The 17201-nt window shown below is 63.2% G+C and carries 17 protein-coding genes; 8 read left to right on the top strand and 9 right to left on the bottom strand.

Annotated elements, in window-relative coordinates:
* Window positions 1–238: 238 nt before the first annotated feature.
* Window positions 239–1465 (bottom strand): urate hydroxylase PuuD, encoded by a 1227-nt coding sequence (locus DDE20_RS08275; protein ID WP_116558017.1) that lies wholly within the window; start codon window positions 1463–1465, stop codon window positions 239–241.
* A gap of 94 nt (window positions 1466–1559) precedes the next feature.
* Between DDE20_RS08275 and DDE20_RS08270 the strand changes: the two genes are divergently transcribed.
* The gene (locus DDE20_RS08270) at window positions 1560–2480 is read left to right on the top strand and encodes a LysR family transcriptional regulator (protein ID WP_116558016.1); all 921 of its coding nucleotides are present in this window, start codon (window positions 1560–1562) and stop codon (window positions 2478–2480) included.
* Window positions 2481–2507: 27 nt separating this feature from the next.
* Here the strand turns inward: DDE20_RS08270 and uraH are convergent, their stop codons facing one another.
* The gene (gene uraH / locus DDE20_RS08265; RefSeq protein ID WP_116558015.1) at window positions 2508–2864 is read right to left on the bottom strand and encodes a hydroxyisourate hydrolase; all 357 of its coding nucleotides are present in this window, start codon (window positions 2862–2864) and stop codon (window positions 2508–2510) included.
* A gap of 186 nt (window positions 2865–3050) precedes the next feature.
* Here uraH and puuE point away from each other — a divergent pair, with 186 nt between their 5' ends.
* From puuE to DDE20_RS08230, 7 genes are all read left to right on the top strand, one after another.
* A complete protein-coding gene (puuE, locus tag DDE20_RS08260) occupies window positions 3051–4463 on the top strand; it encodes an allantoinase PuuE (protein ID WP_116558014.1) in 1413 nt (470 codons plus the stop codon).
* Window positions 4460–5308 carry a bifunctional allantoicase/(S)-ureidoglycine aminohydrolase gene (locus DDE20_RS08255; RefSeq protein WP_116558013.1) on the top strand — a complete coding sequence of 283 codons (849 nt, stop codon included), beginning with the start codon at window positions 4460–4462 and terminating at the stop codon, window positions 5306–5308. The genes puuE and DDE20_RS08255 overlap by 4 nt, the downstream gene beginning before the upstream one ends.
* 106 nt (window positions 5309–5414) lie before the next feature.
* A complete protein-coding gene (locus DDE20_RS08250; protein ID WP_116558012.1) occupies window positions 5415–5918 on the top strand; it encodes an ureidoglycolate lyase in 504 nt (167 codons plus the stop codon).
* A gap of 309 nt (window positions 5919–6227) precedes the next feature.
* On the top strand, window positions 6228–7652 hold the full coding sequence (locus DDE20_RS08245) for a uracil-xanthine permease family protein (RefSeq protein WP_116558011.1): 1425 nt from the start codon (window positions 6228–6230) through the stop codon (window positions 7650–7652).
* Window positions 7653–7771: 119 nt separating this feature from the next.
* The gene (locus DDE20_RS08240) at window positions 7772–9124 is read left to right on the top strand and encodes an 8-oxoguanine deaminase (RefSeq protein WP_116558010.1); all 1353 of its coding nucleotides are present in this window, start codon (window positions 7772–7774) and stop codon (window positions 9122–9124) included.
* 253 nt (window positions 9125–9377) lie between these two features.
* A complete protein-coding gene (locus DDE20_RS08235; RefSeq protein WP_116558009.1) occupies window positions 9378–9641 on the top strand; it encodes a hypothetical protein in 264 nt (87 codons plus the stop codon).
* A gap of 9 nt (window positions 9642–9650) precedes the next feature.
* Window positions 9651–10343: a nucleotidyl transferase AbiEii/AbiGii toxin family protein gene (locus DDE20_RS08230; RefSeq protein ID WP_116558008.1), complete on the top strand. Its 693-nt coding sequence runs from the start codon at window positions 9651–9653 to the stop codon at window positions 10341–10343.
* A 78-nt stretch (window positions 10344–10421) separates the two neighbouring features.
* Here DDE20_RS08230 and DDE20_RS08225 read toward each other — a convergent pair whose 3' ends face one another.
* The 7 genes from DDE20_RS08225 to mreC all read right to left on the bottom strand — a co-directional run bounded on the left by DDE20_RS08225 (window position 10422) and on the right by mreC (window position 17186).
* Window positions 10422–10619: a hypothetical protein gene (locus tag DDE20_RS08225; protein WP_116558007.1), complete on the bottom strand. Its 198-nt coding sequence runs from the start codon at window positions 10617–10619 to the stop codon at window positions 10422–10424.
* A gap of 231 nt (window positions 10620–10850) precedes the next feature.
* A complete protein-coding gene (locus tag DDE20_RS08220) occupies window positions 10851–11516 on the bottom strand; it encodes an SOS response-associated peptidase (protein ID WP_116558006.1) in 666 nt (221 codons plus the stop codon).
* A gap of 68 nt (window positions 11517–11584) precedes the next feature.
* Window positions 11585–12520, bottom strand: coding sequence for a 2-hydroxyacid dehydrogenase (locus tag DDE20_RS08215; protein WP_116558005.1), 936 nt, complete (start codon window positions 12518–12520; stop codon window positions 11585–11587).
* Window positions 12517–13665 carry a rod shape-determining protein RodA gene (gene rodA, locus DDE20_RS08210; RefSeq protein WP_116558004.1) on the bottom strand — a complete coding sequence of 383 codons (1149 nt, stop codon included), beginning with the start codon at window positions 13663–13665 and terminating at the stop codon, window positions 12517–12519. Before rodA ends, DDE20_RS08215 begins: the two co-directional genes overlap by 4 nt.
* Window positions 13662–15611, bottom strand: coding sequence for a penicillin-binding protein 2 (gene mrdA / locus DDE20_RS08205; protein WP_116558003.1), 1950 nt, complete (start codon window positions 15609–15611; stop codon window positions 13662–13664). Before mrdA ends, rodA begins: the two co-directional genes overlap by 4 nt.
* Window positions 15608–16147 (bottom strand): rod shape-determining protein MreD, encoded by a 540-nt coding sequence (locus DDE20_RS08200; RefSeq protein ID WP_116558002.1) that lies wholly within the window; start codon window positions 16145–16147, stop codon window positions 15608–15610. The genes mrdA and DDE20_RS08200 overlap by 4 nt, the downstream gene beginning before the upstream one ends.
* Window positions 16140–17186 carry a rod shape-determining protein MreC gene (gene mreC / locus DDE20_RS08195; RefSeq protein WP_116558001.1) on the bottom strand — a complete coding sequence of 349 codons (1047 nt, stop codon included), beginning with the start codon at window positions 17184–17186 and terminating at the stop codon, window positions 16140–16142. Before mreC ends, DDE20_RS08200 begins: the two co-directional genes overlap by 8 nt.
* Window positions 17187–17201 lie beyond the last annotated feature (15 nt).

Raw genomic sequence — 17201 nt, 5'->3', positions numbered from 1 at the left:
CGCGACATGCGCTAAGCAGGATGTGGCGGCGGCGGAGGGCCTATGGCCCGCCTTCGCCGCCACTATAGGGACGCGGGCAGGCCCGCGAATGGGGGCGCTGCCCCCGGCTACGCCTCCCCCGGGATATTTCTGGACAGATGACGGGGGCGGAGTTTTGGACTTGCTGCATAGAGAAAACCGGCGCTCTCGGGGAGGGCGCCGGTTTTCTGTTGAGGGGGGTTATATTGAAGGGAGGGGCTCAGCCCTGTGTGACGCTTTGATACCAGCGGCGGATCAGGGCGCGTTCCTCGTCTTCCATCCATGAGACATTGGCGGGGGGCATCGCGGTGCTGCGCCCCGATTGCAGGTAGATCTGCTGCGCGGCGCGGGCGATCTGCGCCTCGGTTTCCAAGACCAGCCCGCGCGGCGCCCAATTGATGCCCGGATAACCCGGCTCTTCGGCGTGGCACATCGAACAGCGCCCGGCGACCGCGTAATAGACCTCTTCGAAATGCTCGGACTGCGCGAACCGCTGCGCCGCAGGCGGCAGCGCGGCGAGCTCTTCCTCGGCGCTTTGCCGCGGCACCACCGAGAGCCACATGATCAGGATGAAAATCACCGCCGTCACCGCCCAGGTCCAGGTCGGATTGCCGGTGCCCGCGTGATTGGCGTTGAAATAATGCCTTATTGTCACCCCCATCAGGAACACCAAAGAGGCAATAATCCAGGCATATTCGGTGGCAAAGGCCAGCGGATAATGGTTCGACAGCATCAGGAAAATCACCGGCAGCGTCAGGTAATTGTTATGCGTCGAGCGCTGTTTGGCGATCTTGCCGTATTTCGGATCGGGCTTGCGGCCTTCCTGCAGATCCTTCACCACCACCCGCTGGTTGGGCATGATGATCATGAACACATTCGCCGACATGATCGTCGCCGTCCACGCGCCCAGATGCAGCAGGCTCGCACGGCCCGAGAACACCGAGGTGTAGAAATACGCCATGCCCACCAGCACCACAAACAGCGCCACCATCACCAGCGTCTGGTTTGCATTCACAAACCGCTTGCAGATCTGGTCATAGATCAGCCAGCCGAAGGCCAGCGACCCCACCGACAGCGCCACCGCCTGCCAGACCGCCAGATCCATCACATTCGGGTCGATCAGATAGAATTCCGCGCCCAGATAATAGACCAACACCATCAGCGCGAAACCCGACAGCCATGTCGTATAGCTCTCCCATTTGAACCAGATCAGATGCTCGGGCATCTGCGCCGGCGCCACCAGATACTTCTGGATATGGTAGAAGCCGCCGCCATGGACCTGCCATTCCTCGCCATGCGCGCCCTCGGGCAGATGCGGGGATTTGCGCAGCCCCAGATCCAGCGCGATGAAATAGAACGACGAGCCGATCCATGCCATCGCGGTGATGACATGCAGCCAGCGCACCGCAAATTCCGCCCATGCGCCGATTATCGCGAGTTCAAACATCGCTCTCTCCCCATTGTTTTGCCAAAGGCTATACCAGAAGTGGCCTTTCTGTTAATTCTTCAAATGACAGAAGACTTTCAAGCGGGAACGAACAATGGCCTATGTCAAATTGATCCAGATGTTCGTGCGGGTCTATGAATTGGGCTCGATGTCGGCGGCGGCGCGCGACCAGCGGACCTCGCCAGCGGTGGCCTCGGGGCGGATATCAGAGCTGGAGAAGCATCTCGGCGTGCGGCTGTTCAACCGCACCACGCGCTCATTGCAACCGACCGAGAACGGGCGGCTGTTTTATGACGGTGCGCAGACCATCCTGCAGGCGATTGCCGATGCCGAAGCCGCCGTTGCCGATGCCGCTAAAAACCCGCGCGGGGTGCTGTTTGTCGGCGCGCCTCTGGGCGTCGGGCGGCGGTTCGTGGCGCCCTTCGTGCCCGCGTTCAAGGCCGAAAACCCGCTGATTGACCTGCGTTTGCGGCTCTCCGACCGGATCATCGACCTGACCACCGAGGGGCTGGATGTGGCGCTGCATCTCGGGCGGCTCGAGGATTCGGGGCTGAAAATGCGGGTGATTGCGGAATGCCCGCGGGTGCTCTGCGCCGCGCCCTCTTATGTGCAGCGCCGCGGCATGCCGGTGGATGGCGCCGCATTGGTGCGCGACAGGCACGACTGTCTGAACCTGCGGTTTCCCGGCGCCAAAGAGTTCCAATGGACCCTGCAAACCCCTGACGGTTATCAGAAATTCGACATCTCCGGCCCCTTCGAGATCGACGACGGCGATGTGCTGACGCAATGGGCGCTCGACGGGCATGGCATCGTGATGAAACCGCTGTTCGAGGTCGCCCCGCATCTGCGCTCGGGCGCTTTGGTCAAAGTCGCCGAGGCGACGCCGCCGCTGCCGGTGACGCTGAGCATCCTCACCCCGCACCGGCGTTTGCGCGATCCCAAGGTGCAGCTGTTCTCGGATTTCATCACCCAGCACTGCAAACGCGCGCTCGAGGAGCTGACCCGCGACCTGTGAGCCGCGGGGTCAGATAGCACGGTGGTCTTAGCTGCCGCGGTAGGTCGAATACCCGTAGGGCGATAAGAGCAGCGGCACATGGTAATGCGCGGCGGCATCCGACATGCCAAAGCGGATCGGCACCTGATCGAGAAACAGCGGATCATCGCCCTCCTGCCCCGTCGCGCGCAGATAGTCGCCCGCGTGGAACACCAACTCATAGGTGCCGGTCTTGAAATCATCAGCCGGCAGGATCGGCGCATTGGTGCGCCCGTCACCATTGGTCACCAGCTCGGCCAACTGGCGCTTTTCATCGCCTGCCACCGCATAGAGCGTGATCTTCAGCCCCGCCGCCGGGCAGCCCCGCGCCGTATCCAGAACATGCGTGGTGAGATATCCGGCCATAAACTGCTCCTGTTGCCATGCTGATGCCGCCGCATCCTGCCCGAGATTGCTGCGACTGCCAAATGGACAGTTGAGAAAACTCTTTTCGGGAAATAATGAAAATCGCGGGCGATCTTTTGGGATATACTGGCAAATGACCCGCAGAAACCCCGACGACCTGCTGTGACGCAAAAGGATGAAGACCCCGTGAGTGATTCCAAACGTTACCCCCGCGACCTCATCGGCTACGGCCCGCGCGCCCCGCAGGTCACTTGGCCGAATGGCGCCAAAGTCGCGATCTCCCTGGTGCTCAACTATGAGGAAGGCGGCGAGAACTGCATCCTCCATGGCGACGCCGGCTCCGAGGCGTTTCTCTCCGATATCGCCGGTGCCGCCGCCTGGCCGGGCCAGCGCCATTGGAACATGGAATCGATCTATGACTACGGCGCCCGCGCCGGTTTCTGGCGGCTGCACAAGCATTTCACCGCCCGCAACCTGCCGGTGACAATCTACGGCGTCGCCACTGCGCTGGCCCGCAACCCCGAGCAGGTTGCAGCGATGAAAGCCGCCAATTGGGACATCGCCTCGCACGGGCTCAAATGGGTCGAGCACAAGGACATGCCCGCCGACGAGGAACGCGCGCAGATCCAAGAGGCGATCCGCCTGCACACCGAAGTCACCGGCACCGCCCCGCGCGGCTGGTACACCGGCCGCTGCAGCGAGAACACCGTGGACCTGACCGCGCAGACCGGCGCGTTTGACTGGATTTCAGACACTTACGATGACGACCTGCCGTATTGGCGCGAGATCGGCGCCCGCGATCAACTGGTGATCCCCTATACGCTCGAGGCCAACGACATGCGCTTTGCCACCGCGCCCGGCTGGGTGACGGGGCAGGACTTCGGCCAATATCTGATCGACGCCTTCGATGTCCTCCACGCCGAGGGCGGCAAGATGTTCTCCATCGGTCTGCATTGCCGGTTGATCGGACGCCCCGGCAAACTGGCGGGCTTCCTGCGCTTTCTCGACCATGTCGCGCAAAAGGGCGGCGCCTGGTTCGCCACCCGCAGCGAAATCGCCGATTTCTGGGCCGCGCACCACCCGCACCAGCGTATTGAGCGCCCCAGCCAGATGGACCGCGCCAGTTTCGTCGCCCGCTACGGCTCGATCTTTGAACACTCCCCGTGGATCGCCGAGCGCGCCTTTGATCTGGAGCTCGGCCCCGCCCATGACACCGCCGTGGGCCTGCACAATGCCCTCGCGCGCATGTTCCGCTCGGCCAGCCGCGAGGAGCGTCTCGGCGTCCTCAACGCCCACCCCGATCTGGCGGGCAAACTGGCCGAGGCCAAACGCCTCACCGCCGAATCCACCCATGAGCAATCCTCCGCCGGTCTCGATGCGCTCACCGACGAAGAGCGCGCAAACTTCCAGCGCCAGAACGCGGATTATGTCGCCAAACACGGCTTTCCCTTCATCATCGCCGTGCGCGACAACACCAAAGCCACGATCACCGAGGCATTCACCCGCCGCATCGCCAATGACACCGACACCGAATTCGCCACCGCCTGCGCCCAAGTCGAGCGGATCGCCGAAATTCGCCTGCAGGATTTGCTGCCATGAGCCAGAGCTACTACGCCCCCAAAGGCGGCCTCGCGCCGCAGACCGCGCTGATGACCCAGCGCGCGGTGTTCACCGAGGCCTATGCGGTCATCCCGCGCGGCTGTTTCTCGGATATCGTCACCTCCTATCTGCCCGGCTGGCGTGACACCCGCCTGTGGATCATCGCCCGACCGATGTCGGGCTTTGCCGAGACCTTTAGCCAATATGTGATGGAGGTCGCGCCCGGCGGCGGTTCCGACACGCCCGACAATGACCCGCAGGCGCAATCCGCGCTTTTCGTCACCGAAGGCACCCTTAGTGTCACCATCGACGGCACCACCCACGCGCTCACCGCCGGCGGTTTCGCCTATATCCCTGCGGGCAGCATATGGTCCCTCACCGCCACGGGTGACACCCCGGCGCGTTTCCACTGGATTCGCAAACTCTGGGAGCCCGCCGAGGGTCTCACCCGCCCCGTGGCCTTTGTCACCAATGAGCGTGACCTGCCCAAAAACGCCATGCCCGACACCGAGGGTCGCTGGGCCACCACCCGCCTGATCGACACCGAAGACATGCGCCACGATATGCACGTCAATGTCGTCACCTTCGAGCCGGGCGGGCTGATCCCCTTTGAGGAAACCCACGTCATGGAGCACGGGCTTTACGTGCTGCAGGGCAAGGCCAGCTATAAGCTCAACAAGGATTGGGTCGAGGTCGAGGCCGGTGATTTCATGTGGCTGCGCGCCTATTGCCCGCAGGCCTGCTACGCCGCCGGACCGGAACCCTTCCGCTACCTGCTTTACAAAGACGTCAACCGCCACGCCCGCCTGCGCGGCCCCTGGTCCAACCCCGGCCACCAAGGTTAACCGCAGCCCCAAGCAATTTCGGCCCCCGTCATCTGTCCATAAATATCCCACGGGGGTCCGGGGGCGTGAAGCCCCCGGCGCTCTCATCAAGAACCACCCGAGGCCCATGACGCACACCATCCGCACCGAACCCCTCACCGCCGCCGCCTTCGCCCCTTTCGGCGATCTGCTCGATGCCAGCGGCGCCCCTGACAAGCTGATCAACCAAGGTATGTGCGGCCGTCACCATGACCGCGCCGCGCTGGATTTCGGGCCCGAGACCATGCCCGCAGGCCGCGCCGGTATCTCGATTTTCAACGCCGAACCGCGCGCATTCCCCTATGTCTTGGAACTGGTCGAGCGTCACCCCGAAGGCTCGCAGGCTTTCGTCCCGATGCACCAGAACCCCTTTATGGTGATCGTAGCCCTTGATCAGGGCGGCACCCCCGGCACCCCGCGCGCCTTCCTGACCAATGGCGCGCAGGCGATCAATTTTCACCGCAATATCTGGCACGGCGTGCTGACCCCGCTGTCGGCGCCGGGTCTCTTTGCCGTCATCGACCGGATCGGCGACACCGCCAATCTACAGGAGCACTGGTTCGACACCCCATATACTGTGGTGCAAGATTAACGTGACACAGGGTTTAGATTGTCCCAGAGTATGGGGTGGTTCATCGCTGTGCCAATGCGCGTGACTGGCGCGCCTTAACGCCAAGACGAAAAAACGACCCCAAAGTCGAGACGAAAAGCCGACACTAAAACACGGCACCAAAATACGAGGCCAAACCACGGCCCTGAACCACGACCCGAGGAAATCGGGCAAACCGATAAAATAACAGGACGGGGGTAAACCCGACCGGATCTAACCGGCCCATGCCAATCACCGAGAGTGGTATGAGGCCGGCGCGAATAAAATCTCTCTCAGGGAAGGATTAGGACAATGGCAGACAATAGCATCGGGACGCCGGAACAGCTCCGCGACCCGAATTATACCCCCCCCATCGGCACTGCGATCCCGCTCGGCATCCAGCATGTGCTGGCGATGTTCGTCTCGAACGTCACTCCGGCGATCATCATCTGCGGCGCGGCGGGCATCGGTTTTGGCTCGGATCAAGGCGCGCTCGGGTTTCCCGATATGACCTATATGATCCAGATGTCGATCCTCTTTGCCGGTCTGGCCACGCTGATCCAGACCATCGGTCTGGGGCCGGTGGGCGCAAAGCTCCCCATCGTGCAGGGCACGTCTTTTGCCTTCATCCCGATCATGATCCCCGCCGTCGCCGGTCTCGGCACCGCCGGATTGGGCGGGCTGATGGTCGGCGTGATGCTCGGCGGCGTGTTCCACTTCTTTCTGGGCTTTTTCATCGGTAAAATCCGCTTTGCCCTGCCGCCCTTGGTGACTGGTCTCATCGTTCTAATGATCGGCCTCGCGCTGGTCAAAGTCGGCATCCAGTATTCCGCCGGCGGTGTGCCCTTGATGGGCACCGAGAACTTCGGTACGCTGGAAAAATGGTTCCCCGCGCTGGTCGTGGTGCTTGTCACCCTCGGGATCAAATTCTTCACCCGCGGGTTTACCGCCGTGGCGGCGGTGCTTCTGGGCATCATCGCCGGTTATATCGTCGCCTATTTCATGGGGCAGGTGAGCTTCTCCAACCTCCCCCGCGCTGGCTGGTTCAACGTGCCCAGCCCGTTCCACTGGGGGTTCGAGATCAACTGGGCGATCATCATCGGCATGTGTTTCATGGCCGTGGTCTCGGCGATTGAAACCGTCGGCGATGTCTCCGGCATCACCAAAGGCGGCGCCGGACGCGAGGCCACCGACAAGGAGATCGCCGGCGCCACATTCGCCGATGGTCTCGGCACCGCGGTCTCGGGCGTGTTTGGCGCGCTGCCCAATACGTCCTTTAGCCAGAACGTCGGGCTGATCGCGATGACCGGCGTGATGAGCCGCCATGTGGTCACCATCGGCGGGATCTTCCTGATCGCCTGCGGTCTGATCCCCAAGGTCGCCGCGGTGATCAACACGGTGCCGATCAATGTGCTCGGCGGCGGTGTGATCGTGATGTTCGGCATGGTCGCCGCCTCGGGCATCTCGATGCTCTCGGATGTCGACTGGAACCGCCGCAACATGGTGATCTTCGCGGTCTCGCTCTCGGTCGGTCTGGGCCTGCAACTCGAGCCTTCGGCGCTGCAGCACCTGCCCGACACGCTGAAAATCCTGCTGACCTCGGGTCTTCTGCCCGCCGCCGGTATCGCGGTGCTGCTCAACCTGATGCTGCCCGAAGAACTGGCCAGCGAAGCCGCTCCGGGGATCTCGGGCGGGATGGCCGGCCACCGCTATGACGCGGACACCGGCAAGGAGTGACGCTGGCAGGGACAGCCCCTGCCAACGACTGACGCCGGATGGCGCCTGACGTGATACAATGGCGCGCGGGTCGTAAGGACTCGCGCGCCATTCCCATTCCACCCGAGCAGGAGGCCCATATGCACACCCTTATCCGCAATGCCGATGTGATCGTCACCATGGACGGGGCGCGGCGTGAGCTGGCCGGAGCCTCGCTGCTGATCAAGGACGGCGAGATCACGGCGCTGGGTGCCGATCTGCCCGCCGATGCCGCCGCCCGCGCCGATGAGGTGATCGACGCCAGCGGCTGTGTGGTGACCCCGGGTCTGGTGAACACCCACCACCATCTCTATCAAACCCTGACGCGGGCGGTGCCGGGCGGACAGGACGCGCTGCTGTTCGGCTGGCTGCGCACCCTCTACCCGATCTGGGCGCGCTATACGCCCAATGATTTCCGCATCTCCGCGCAACTCGGGCTGGCGGAGCTGGCGCTCTCGGGTTGCACGATGTCGGCGGACCACCAGTATCTCTTTCCCAATGGCGCGCGGCTTGACGACAGTATCGAGGCCGCGCTCGAGGTCGGCCTGCGCTTTCACGCCACCCGCGGCGCGATGTCGATTGGCGAATCCGATGGCGGCCTCCCCCCCGATACGCTGGTGGAAAGCGACACCGCCATTCTTGATGACAGCCAGCGGGTGATCCATGACTTCCACGACGCCTCAGAAAACGCCATGCTGCGCATCGCCCTCGCGCCCTGCTCACCGTTCTCGGTCAGCCGCGACCTGATGCGCAACACGGCCGCTCTGGCCCGCGAGCAGGGCGTCATGCTGCACACCCATCTGGCCGAGAACGATGAGGATGTCGCCTATTCGCTGGCCCAATTCGGCTGCCGCCCCGGGCAATACGCCGAGGACCTCGGCTGGACCGGCGCCGATGTCTGGCACGCCCATTGCGTGAAACTTGACGCCAGCGAGATCGCCCTCTTTGCCAAAACCCTCACCGGCGTGGCGCATTGCCCCTGTTCAAACTGCCGCCTCGGCTCGGGCATCGCGCCCCTGCGCCAGATGCGCGACGCCAAGGTGCGGGTTGGTCTGGGCGTTGACGGTTCGGCAAGCAGCGACGCCGGTGATCTGATCGGCGAGGCGCGGCAGGCGATGCTGTTGCAGCGCGTGGCCAATGGCGCCGATGCGATGAGCGCCCGCGAGGCGCTGGAGATCGCCACCCTCGGCGGCGCCAAGGTGCTGGGCCGCGCGGCGGCGCTGGGCTCGCTGGTGCCCGGCAAACGCGCCGATATCGCGATCTGGGACGTGCAAAGCCTGCAAACGGCGGGTGCCTGGGATCCGGTCGCGGCGCTGGTCCTCTGCGCGCCGCACCGGGTGAAACATCTGCTGGTTGAGGGCCGTCAGGTGGTGCGCGACGGGCAGTTAACCACGCTCGACACTGGGCTCCTCGCCACCCAAGCCCGCGCCGCCACCCGCCGCTTGATGGAATAGAGCGACGGTGCGTGCAGAGCACACACCCTACAGGGGCGGCACTGGGGAGGGACGGGCGCTGCCCGGGGTGCCCCCGTGCAAAGCTGAAGAACGCAATTGCTCGTGATCGTCATGAATTCGAAAGCTTTTGCGCCGTAAAATGCGTCGAACCAGGGCCGGCCGCGGAGACGACAATAGTTGACGCAAGCACCTCGCAACACATATATATAAGGTCTGTTACGGTGTTGCCCTGACAAAATGAAAGAAAGCGGCCATGTTGCCCACCGCGTCCATCGTTCTTGCCACAGTGAACGCACCCTATGGTGCGCAGCTTTCGGCTGGGCAACTCGCGGCCTGCATCTCTGGTCTTGAGGCTTCTAAAGCCACATTGGGACCGGTGTTTTCGTTTTTCTCCGAAGTCGCGCCGCAACTTCAAAAGGCTTTCATTGAAGAGATGAATTTGCCGTATGATAAGGTGCAAGCTGTTGCCAAGAACCTGCAAGCATCCTGCCCTTATAAGCTGGCACTCGCGGCGTAACCGGCGCACATGAACACACCTTCGCCCAGCCGCTGGCCGGAGTTGTTTGATGCCGCAGTCTCCATCATAGCTCAGGCGAATGCGGCATCCGAGGTTGTGCGCTATTGGGCATTTGGTGGCGGTACCGCCTTGATGTTGCAGATAGATCATCGCGAAAGCCATGATGTCGATTTTTTCATCGATGACCCCTCGGTGCTGCCGTATCTGAATCCCGAGACGCAGGATTTTCAACTGCGGATTGCGCCCAGTACCTATAAAACGGATGGTGTGCAGAGTCTGAAAATCGTTTTCGACGGGATCGGCGAAATCGACTTTATTTGCAGTTTCCCAGTTCTAACCGAAGCAACAGTTCGATTTAATGTGCGAGGGGCGCTTGTCGAACTGGAGACACCGGCGGAGATTATTGCAAAGAAGATTTATCACAGAGGCAACCGCCTACAGCCGCGTGATATGTTTGATATTGCTGCCACGGCACGGCATTTTGGTGACAATTATCTTGTGCAGGCCTTGAGCAAGTTGCCGGAGCAAACTGCCGAAGCTCTTAATGTCGCAAAGGAATTCGATGCTGGGCTTCTAGGGCAGATTCTGGAAGGTTTGAACGTCCGCGCTGGATACGAAGATGTGCGGCAAACCGCGCAGGCTGACACGATCCGTATTTGCAGTCACGTTATTGGCGCGTCGCGCATACTGCGGCGCAAGTAGAGCGACTGGGGAATAAATAACCACTTGCGTTTTCTACGCCAAATGGTGGAGTTAGTTAGTTTGGGCGACAATGGATTTTCAGATCCAGTCGAGCCTTGTTTTTTCGGGAGACCTGCCTTTCAATGAAAGTGCGCAGCTGTTCACAAGTTGTATAAAGTTTGCGGCGTCAGACAGATTGGGGTTTTTTTGGTGTGTTTCCCACCACATGTCCTTCGCCATTTCGTACGCAATCCGCGCCGGATCACTGCTGCTATTTTCAACCACGTCGTTACTCATTTTAAGCGCTCCTTTACTTTGATGCTGCCAAGCTAGCATACGGGGGATATTAATCAATTAATATGTAATCGGCATGATCTATTGGTATGCAATATTCATTAAAACTTCATATAGGAAACATAGCTGGCACATAAAGGATGCTCGCAATCATCCCTAACACCCCCTTAACGCGACACACTAACCCCTTGATATCCCTACATCCTGCACCCGTCCCACGCGCGGGACAGCGCCTCAACTCTCGATCTCGTCGATCAACTCCGGCCCCTCGGCGCGGTTGGAATTCACCTTCACCGAGACCCGCCGGAATGCCAGCGCCCCCTCCTCCAAGGGCGCCATCAATCGCGCCGCCCCATGCCCCGCCTCACCGAGCCAGAGCGGCCAATCCTCGGGCTCCAAAATCACCGGCACGCGGTGGTGGAGTTCCGCCATTTTCCCGCTCGCCTGCGTGGTCACCATCGCCGCCGAGGCCACCCGCGCGCCCGCAGCCCCCTCCCAGGCCTGCCAAACCCCGGCAAAGACCATCGGCGCCCCATCCGCGCGGGTGATATACCACGGCAACCGCGCCTCGCCCTCCTTGGTCCATTCATAAAACCCGCTCGCCGGGATCAAACACCGCCGCCGCCGCGCCGCCTCGCGAAAGGCGGGTTTCTCGGCCAAAGTCTCGGCGCGGGCATTGAACAGCAGCGGCCCATCGGTGGGGGTTTTATACCAGCGCGGCAGAAATCCCCAACGCATCGGCCCCAGCCGCCGCCGGTCGCCATCGCTGACCACCGCCGCCACCGGATCGGTCGGGCAGATATTATAGCGCGGCACCAGCGGCAGATCATTCGCCGGCGCCGCATCAAACATCTGCGCCATCGCATCATCCGGCAGGGTTATCGCGAAACGTCCACACATCGGGCTACAGGGCCACGCAGCGGGGGCGAGGTCAAGACCGGCGCGGCTCTGGCGGCCAGTCGCGGCGCTCAATATCCCGCGCTGCGATCCACCAGATTGAGCAAGGGGTCACCGGTGAGCATGCGGCGGATATTCTCGGCCACAACCCGCGCGGCGGTGCCGGGGCGGGTATCGGCGGCGATATGGGGCGTGACGGTGACATTTGGATGCGCCCAATAGCGGTGATCTTGGGGCAAAGGTTCACTGCGAAAAACATCCAGCGTCGCATGCCCGATCTGCCCGCTATCCAGCGCCGCCAAAAGCGCGTCGTCATCAATCAAGCTGCCACGCCCCGGATTGATGATCGCGGCCCCGCGCGGCAGCAGCGCCAAGGTGTCGGCGTTGAGGGTGTTCTCGGTGCCTGCGGTGGCGGGTAGCAGGGTGACGACGATCTCTGCCTTCTCCAACACATCCCGCAGCCCGGCCGTGCCGTGATAGCAGGTGATGCCGTCGATCTGCCGCGCGGTGCGGCTCCAGCCCAAGACTTGAAACCCCAGCCCGACCAGCGCCCGGCCGCAGGCCGCGCCCAGAGCACCCAGCCCGAGGATCGCCACCGGCCGTTCCGAGGCCAAGGGCGGGATCACCGGCGCCCAGTCGCGGGCCCGCTGTGCGGATTTCACCGCTTCGACGCCGAGATGCGCGCGCAGCACATGCCCCACCACATATTCCACCATGCCTTGGGTCAACCCGGGATCGACCATGCGGCACAGGGGCTGGGTCAGCGTCGGATTGGGGGCGATGCGCTCGACACCGGCCCAGAGGCTTTGCACCAGACGGCAATTGGTGAACGGGGTGAAATCGGCGGGCGTGTCACCACCCGGCGCGTAGATCATCACGTCGACATCCTCGGGCGCGGCTTCAAGCGTCAGATCGGCGTCAATGCCAGCTTCAACAAGCGCAGCACGCAGGGGCGCCTGCCACACGGGCCAAGCCCGCTGACCGGCGGCGAAAAGTATCGTTGTCATGCACGCTCCCTCGGGCGGTGGACGCAGGCGCTTTGCACGAGGCCGAAGCCGATCAGGATCATCAGCATCGCCGAGCCGCCATAGCTGACCAGCGGCAAGGGCACGCCGACCACCGGCGCCAGCCCCATCACCATCGCCATATTCACCGCGAAGTATAGAAAGAAGTTGCCCGCGATGCCCAGCGTCAGCAGGCTGGCAAAGCGGCTTTTGGCCCGCAGCGCCGAGATCACGCAGACCACCAGCACGGCGATGTAGAGTGACAGCAGGAACACGCTGCCGACAAAGCCGAATTCCTCGGCCAGAGTGTTGAAAATAAAGTCGGTGTGTTTCTCGGGCAGGAAGTTGAGCCGCGACTGGGTGCCCTGCATGAAACCGCGCCCCGACCAGCCGCCCGATCCCAGTGCGATCATCGCCTGATTGATGTGATAAGAGGCGCCGAGCGGGTCAATCGAAGGGTCGAGAAAGGCGTCAATGCGGCGGAACTGGTAGTCGCGCAAGAGTTGCCATTCGGTCCCGCGCGAGGCGAAAACCGCGGTGATCACCCCGCCGCCCGCACCGATCACGCCGCCGAAATACCACAGGCTGACACCGGCGAAAAACATCACAATGGCACCTCCGCCAAAGATCAGCAGCGCGGTGCCGAGGTCGGGCTGTTTGAGCACCAGGAACGACGGGATCGCGATCATCGCCACCGCCACGCCGACCCATAGGGGCCGCGAGACTTTCTGCGGGTCGAGCCAGTCGTAATAGGCCGCCATCGCCATGATCACAGTGATTTTGGTCATCTCGGAGGGTTGCAGGCGCAAAGGCCCGATCTCGAGCCAGCGCTGCGCGCCCATGCCGACCGAGCCGAAGAACTCCACGCCCAGTAGCAGGACCACCGAGACCGCATAGCCAAGCCCTGCCATGCTGCGCCAGAACCATAGCGGCACGAAGGCGACAATGAACATCACCCCCAGCGAGATCGCGAAGCGCTGCATTTGCGGGCCTGCCCAGCGGTCGAAATCCCCGCCCGCGACCGAGTAAAGCTGCAGGAAGCCGACCGAGGCGACAGCGGTCAGCAGCACCACCAACGCCCAGTTGATATAGAGCACTTTCGACAGGCCGGTGGGCGTCAGTTTGACGTTATACTCGAGATAGCTCATGCGCGGCTCCGGCCGGTGGTCGGCACGGCGGCGGGGCCGATCTGCTCGGATATCGTGTTGATCATCGACTCGATGCGGTTGCGCTGCGAACGCGGATAAGCGTCGAGCGGCGGCAGCCCGCGGTTTTGCGCGGCGAGGATGATGTCGCGGGCAATTGGCGCCGCCACCGAGGAGCCGCCGCCGCCATGTTCGACCACCACCGAAATCGCATAGCGCGGAGTTTCCTCGGGCGCGAAGGCGACAAACAGCGCGTGGTCGCGGCGGTTCCACGGCAGTTGGCTCTGGCGGCGCACACCGGCGGCGCGTTCGGCGGCGGTAATCGAGAACACCTGCGACGAGCCGGTTTTCCCCGCCATCCGCATTGTCGCATCGACGATCCGCGAGGAATAGGCTGTGCCACGGTTTGAATTCGAGACTTCGGACATGCCGCGCCGCACCTGCGCCAGCCCCGCCGCCGAGAGCCCCAGCGAGGGTTGATCGGCAATCGGCTGCTCGACACCGCCCAATTTATGCACCAGACGCGGCAGGATCTCGCGGTTGGTGGCCAGCCGCGCGGTCATCACCGCCAGTTGCAAGGGCGTGGTCAGCACGAAACCCTGCCCGATCGAGGCGTTGATCGTGTCGCCGACCACCCATTCGGCGTCGCGGCGCGCGCGTTTCCATTCCCGCGAGGGGTTCAAACCGCTGGAGACGCCCGAGAGCGGCAGATCATAGCGGATGCCCAGCCCGAGCCGCGCGGCCATGGCGTTGATCCGGTCAATGCCGACACGTTGCGCCATGTCGTAAAAGAACACATCACAGCTTTCCGACAGCGCCGAGACCAGATTGACGCGCCCGTGTCCGCCGCGGTTCCAGCAGTGAAAGCGCCGCCCGCTGACCTCAAGATAGCCGGGGCAGAACACCCGTTCTTCAGGTGTTGCCAGCCCGTCCTCAAGCGCCGCCAGAGCGGTGACCATTTTGAAGGTCGAGCCGGGCGGATAGGCGCCTTGCACGGTTTTATTCGACATCGGGCGGCGATCATTGTCGCGCAGACCGGCGTAATCGTCGATCGAGATGCCGCGCACAAAGAGGTTCGGGTCAAAGGAGGGCGAAGAGGCCAGCGCGAGGATATTGCCGGTGGCGATCTCCATCACCACCGCCGAGGCGCTTTCCTCGCCAAGCCGCGCGAGGCTGAAGGCCTGCAACTCACGGTCCAGCGTCAGTTCGATATTGGTGCCGGGGTCGCCCTCTTGCCGGTCCAGCTCGCGCATTTCGCGGCCCACGGCGTTGACCTCGATGCGGCGATGACCGGCGCTGCCGCGCAGATTATCGTCCAACTCACGCTCGACGCCGATCTTGCCGATCTGGAAGCGCGGGATCATCAGCAGCGGCTCGGGGTTCTCGCGCTCGGCGAGATCACGCTCGGAGACCGGCCCGACATAGCCGACCGCATGGGCGAAATCAGCGCCGTAAGGGTAGAACCGCGTTTGCCCGACCTCCGGCGTGATGCCGGGCAGGGCGGGGGCGTTGGCGGCGACGCGGGCGACCTCCTCCCAGCTAAGCTGGTCGATGATGGTGACCGGCACAAACGGGCGGTGGCGCAGGATCTCGCGTTCGGCGCGCTCGATTTCAGGCTCTGACAGCGGGATCAGTTGCGCCAGTCGTTCCAGCGCCTCGCGCGGCTCACCGGCGTCTTCGCGGACCAAAACGATGCGGTAATTCTGCACATTGCTGGCAATCGTCACCCCGTTGCGGTCCAGAATCAGCCCGCGTGAGGGCGGCAGCAGGCGGATATTGATCCGGTTTTCATCGGCAAGCAGGCGGTATTCGCTGGATTGACCCAATTGCAACGAACGCATGCGCAGCACCAAGACACCGGCAAAGGCCAGTTGCGCGCCACCCAAAAGCGCCGCCCTGCGCGAGATTTTGCGGGCGCTTTCCTCGGTTTCCTTGGCCGGGCGTTTCATATCCGGTGCCCCCGTTCATCAACCTCGCCGGTGGCGGGTTTGCGCACCCGCAGCAGCCCTTGCAGCACCAGAACCACCAGCGGATAGGCGGCCATTGTGAAGACCAGCGTCAGAAGGCTCAAGTCCAATGGCGGGCGCGGGGTCATCACAATCATAAGACCCAGCCGGTTGGCGACCAACAGCGTGACCATCACCGAAGCGACCAGCCCCCATTCCAACAGCAGGTTCATATCGCGCACCACAGGCTGTCGGCGGCGCAGGAATTCTGTGCCCACAAGCATGAGCAGCGCCCAGAGGCCGGGGGGACGCATCAGGAACAGGTCCTCGGCCAGAAACACCAGCACGATGGCTATGGCGGGCATATGCGCCGGACGCCGCAGCACCCAAGCCATGGTCAGCGCGATCAGGATATCGGGGCGCGGCCAAGCATCCGAGGCGACGGAAAGCGGCAGAATACGGGCCAGAATACTGAGCGCGGCGATCAGCAGGAACAGGCCGAGATAGGCGAGGGTTTCAAACCGGAGCGCATCATTCATCGGCGGACCCGCTGATCTCGGCATCGGCTTGCGGCGCGGTGGTCACGCCAACGGGGAGATCCGGTGCGCCGGGCACTGGCATCACCGGCACATTGGGCGCGGGCGCGAGGCTTTCGTCGTCGGGGTAGGCGTCGAACAAAGGCTCGCCGGTGGCGGGGTCCAAGGGCGTGCCCGCGGCATCGAGCGGGCGCAAAAGGGTGCCCGATTGCTCGATCCGTTCGGCGGGGCGCGAGCGCAGCACCCGCAGGAAATCGAGCCGCCCGTAATCCGCCGCCAGCCGCACCCGCAGGCGCCCGTCGGTGCCCTGCACCACTTCGCCGACCAAGAGGCCGGGCGGGAAGACGCCGCCGTCCGACGCGCTGACCACACGGTCGCCGGGGCGCAGGGCCTCGGCGCTCTCGACAAATTCGAGCACCGGCACGCGGGAATTGTCGCCGCTGAGGAGCGCGCGCTGCCCCGAGGGTTGCACCATCACCGGCACGCGTGAGTTGAAGTCAGTGAGCAGGATCACCCGCGACGAGCGGTCGCCGACACCGGCAATCCGTCCGGCCAGTCCGAGCCCGTCCATCACCGCCCAGCCGTCCACGATCCCGTCGCGCGCGCCGACATTGATCAACACCGACTGCCGGTAAGGCGAGCCGGCATCGGCCATCACCACGCCGGTGACATGGGTCAATTGCGGATCAAGCCGCACCCGCGACATATCCAAGAGCTGGGCGTTACGCTGTTCCAACTGCAGTGCCGCCTCGCGCCAAGCGCGCATCTGCTGCAATTCGCGGCGAAGCTCTTGGTTTTGCTCGTAGATACGGGCGTAGCTGCGGAAGTCTTCGAACATGCGGGTGACGCGGGTGACCGGCGCCATTGCCCAATCCATATTCGGCACCACCGTATCGACCACCGCCATGCGGAACCGCTCGACGCGCGGGCTGTCGATACGCCAGAGCAGGAACAGCGCCAGCAATACGACCGCGATCACCCCCAGAACAAGACGTCTGACGGGGCGGACAAAATCGGCCTCATTGCTGCGGTCTGACGGCACGTCGATCCCTCGTTG

This window comes from Pararhodobacter oceanensis (assembly GCF_003076755.1).
GTDB classification, from domain to species: Bacteria; Pseudomonadota; Alphaproteobacteria; order Rhodobacterales; family Rhodobacteraceae; genus Pararhodobacter; species Pararhodobacter oceanensis.
The sequence above is the reverse complement of the archived record's forward strand: the minus strand, read 5'-3'. Positions and strand labels throughout refer to the sequence as shown.